Genomic DNA, 3655 nt, shown 5'->3' with positions numbered 1-3655 from the left:
GGGCCCCGCTGGCGGCTGCCGCTGCCATCGGCGGTGACAGCCGGGAACAGGTCGGCACGCTGGATCTGGTACTGGGCCCGGTAGGCTTCGATGTTCAGCGCCGCGACCCGCAGGTCGCGGTTGTTTTCCAGCGCCACCTGGATCAGTTGCCGCAGCGCCGGGTCGTTGAAGAACTGGCGCCAGCCCTGTTCGGCCGCGGCGACGTTCGCCGCCTGGGCCGGCGAGTAGGCCGGTCCTTGCGGGTACTGCGCCGCTACCGGCGCCTCGGGGCGCTGGTAGTCGGGGATCAGCGAGCAGCCGCTGAGCACGAAGGCCGCGACCGCTACAGAGAGAAGGGACTTGCTCATTGGCCAGCCTCATGCTGTGGAGTTTCGGGGGTTGCGGGTTTCGCGTGGTTCTTCTCGCCGCCAATGGCCGAGACGGCAACGAAGAATAACGGAACCCAGAAAATCGCCAAGATGGTTGCGCTGATCATACCGCCTACCACCACGGTACCGATGGCGTGCTGACTGCCGGAGCCGGCGCCGGTGGAGATCGCCAGCGGGACCACGCCGAGGATGAACGCCAGCGAGGTCATGATGATCGGACGCAGACGCATGCGGCAGGCCTCGATCGCCGCATCGCGCAGGCTCTTGCCCTGTTCGTGGAGTTCCTTGGCGAACTCCACGATCAGGATGGCGTTCTTCGCCGCCAGACCGATGGTGGTCAACAGACCCACCAGGAAGTACACATCGTTGGACAGCCCGCGCAGGGTGGTCGCCAGCAGTGCACCGATGATCCCCAGCGGTACCACCAGTACCACCGCGATCGGGATCGACCAGCTTTCGTACAGCGCCGCCAGGCAGAGGAACACCATCAGCAGCGACAGGGCGAACAGCGCCGGCGCCTGGGAACCGGAGAGGCGTTCCTCGTACGACAGGCCGGTCCAGGAAATACCGACACCCGCCGGCAGCTTCTTGGCGATGGCCTCGACTTCCGCCATGGCCTCACCGGTGGTATGGCCCGGTGCTGGAGCACCGAGGATTTCCATCGCCTCGACGCCGTTGTAGCGCGCCAGCTTGGGCGAACCGTAGACCCACTCGCCCTTGGCGAAGGACGAGAACGGAACCATGGTGCCGCTGCTGCTGCGCACGTACCACTTCTGCAGGTCTTCAGGGCTCATCCGCGAGGCAGGCTTGCCCTGGATGTAGACCTTCTTCACCCGGCCGCGGTCGATGAAGTCGTTGACATAACTGCCGCCCAGCGCGATCGACAGGCTGTTGTTGATGTCCGACAGGCTCACGCCCAAGGCGCTGGCGCGCTCGTCGTCGATGCTCAACTGGTATTGCGGTTCGTCGTTCAGGCCGTTGGGACGCACCGCCGCGAGAACCTTGCTCTGTGCCGCCATGCCGAGGAACTGGTTGCGTGCTTCCATCAGTTTCTCGTGGCCGATGCCGGCACGGTCCTGCAGGTACACGTCGAAACCGGTGGCGTTACCCAGTTCCAGTACTGCCGGTGGAGCGAAGGCGAACACCATCGCGTCACGGAAGCTGAAGAAGTGCGCCTGGGCCCGTTGCGCCAGCTTGAACACGCTGTTTTCGGCGTTACGCTGATCCCACGGCTTGAGCATGATGAAGGCCATGCCCGAGCTCTGGCCGCGACCGGCGAAGTTGAAGCCGGTCACGGTGAACACCGAACTCACGGCTCCCGTTTCGTCCTTGAGCAGGTAGGCGCGCATCTTGTCGACCACCGCCTGGGTCCGCTCGGCACTGGAACCGGCCGGGGTCTGCACCTGGGCGAAGAGTACGCCCTGGTCTTCTTCCGGCAGGAACGAGGTGGGGATACGGGCGAACAGCCAGATCATGCCGACCACGATCAGGGCGTAGGCCAGCAGGTACGGCAGCTTGTGCGCCAGGATGCCGCCGACGCTGCGCTCGTAGGCCCGCACGCTGCGGTCGAAGTTGCGGTTGAACCAGCCGAAGAAGCCGCGTTTCGGTGTGCCGTGCTCGCCATGGGGAATGGCCTTGAGCAGGGTGGCGCACAGCGCCGGGGTGAAGATCAGAGCCACCAGCACCGACAGGCCCATGGCCGACACGATGGTGATGGAGAACTGACGGTAGATCACACCGGTGGAGCCGCCGAAGAAGGCCATCGGCAGCAGTACCGCCGAGAGCACCATGGCGATACCGACCAGCGCGCCCTGGATCTGGCCCATCGACTTCTTGGTGGCTTCCTTGGGCGACAGTCCTTCCTCGCTCATCACCCGCTCGACGTTCTCCACCACGACGATCGCGTCGTCCACCAGCAGACCGATGGCCAGGACCATGCCGAACATGGTCAGGGTGTTGATGCTGAAACCGGCCGCCGCGAGGATCCCGAAGGTACCCAGCAGCACCACCGGCACGGTCATGGTGGTGATGATGGTGGCGCGGAAGTTCTGCAGGAACAGGAACATCACCAGGAACACCAGCACGATCGCTTCCATCAGGGTTTCAACCACACCCTTGATCGATTCGCTCACCACCGGCGTGGTGTCGTACGGGAATACCACTTTCATCCCGGGCGGGAAGAACGGTTCCAGGTCGCTGATGGTCTTGCGCAGCGCCTTGGCGGTGTCCAGGGCGTTGGCGCCGTTGGCCAGCTTGACTGCCAGGCCCGATGCGGGGCTACCGTTGTACTGGGCGGAGACACTGTAGTTCTCGCCGCCCAGGCTGACGTCGGCGACGTCGCCCAGGCGCACTTGCGAGCCGTCCTTGTTGACCTTGAGCAGGATGTTCTTGAACTGCTCGGCGGTCTGCAGGCGGGTCTTGCCGATGATCGTCGCGTTCAGTTGCTGGCCGGGCATGGCCGGCAGGCCGCCCAACTGGCCGGACGACACCTGGACGTTCTGGGCGGCCACGGCGGTCTTCACGTCCACCGGCGTCAACTGGTAGTTGTTCAGCTTGGCCGGGTCGAGCCAGATCCGCATCGCGTACTGGGCACCGAACACCTGGAAGTCACCGACACCGGAGGTCCGCGAGATCGGGTCCTGCATGTTGGAGACGATGTAGTTCGACAGGTCGTCCTTGGTCATGCTGCCGTCGGTCGACACCACGCCGATCACCATCAGGAAGTTCTTTACCGCCTTGGTGACGCGGATACCTTGCTGCTGCACTTCCTGCGGCAACAGGGGCGTCGCCAGGTTCAGCTTGTTCTGGACCTGGACCTGGGCGGTGTCGGAGCTGGTGCCCTGCTCGAAGGTGGCGGTAATGGTCATGCTGCCGTCGGAGTTACTTTCCGACGAGACATAACGCAGGTTGTCGATACCGTTGAGCTGCTGCTCGATCACCTGGACCACGGTGTCCTGCACGGTCTGCGCCGAGGCGCCCGGGTAGGTGACGGAAATGGCGATGGCCGGCGGGGCGATCGCCGGGTATTGGTTGATCGGCAACTTGAGGATCGAGAGCGCGCCGACCAGCATGATCACCAGGGCGATCACCCAGGCGAAGATCGGGCGGTCGATAAAGAATTTCGACATGGTTTACTCCCCTTTGCTGCTCGCGGCTTTGTCGGTTGCCGGGGCAGGGGCCGGGTTGGCGGTTTTGACGTTGGTGGCTTCGCTGGCCTTGACCTCGACGCCTGGACGCACGAACTGCAGGCCTTCGGTGATCACGCGATCGCCCGACTTGAGGCCGTC

The 3655-nt window shown here is 64.2% G+C and carries 2 protein-coding genes and 1 pseudogene; all 3 read right to left on the bottom strand.

The genetic code is table 11. The features are described from left to right. A partial coding sequence (locus K675_RS31350; protein ID WP_037007164.1) for a TolC family protein occupies positions 1 to 347 on the bottom strand: 347 nt, incomplete at its 3' end. Then, positions 344 to 3496: an efflux RND transporter permease subunit gene (locus K675_RS0124470; RefSeq protein WP_017906101.1), complete on the bottom strand. Its 3153-nt coding sequence runs from the start codon at positions 3494 to 3496 to the stop codon at positions 344 to 346. The genes K675_RS0124470 and K675_RS31350, both read right to left, overlap by 4 nt. A gap of 3 nt (positions 3497 to 3499) precedes the next feature. After that, positions 3500 to 3655, bottom strand: a pseudogene (locus tag K675_RS32525) (efflux transporter periplasmic adaptor subunit); the annotation flags it as partial.

Origin of the sequence: Pseudomonas fuscovaginae SE-1 (assembly GCF_000364705.1) — a bacterium.
GTDB classification, from domain to species: Bacteria; Pseudomonadota; Gammaproteobacteria; order Pseudomonadales; family Pseudomonadaceae; genus Aquipseudomonas; species Aquipseudomonas fuscovaginae_A.
Note: the sequence above shows the minus strand (reverse complement) of the source record. Positions and strands in the feature narration are given on the sequence as shown.

Bases quoted from the DNA above. Each gene is read 5' to 3' on its own strand.
- K675_RS0124470 (WP_017906101.1), bottom strand. From the start codon at position 3,496: ATGTCGAAATTCTTTATCGACCGCCCGATCTTCGCCTGGGTGATCGCC.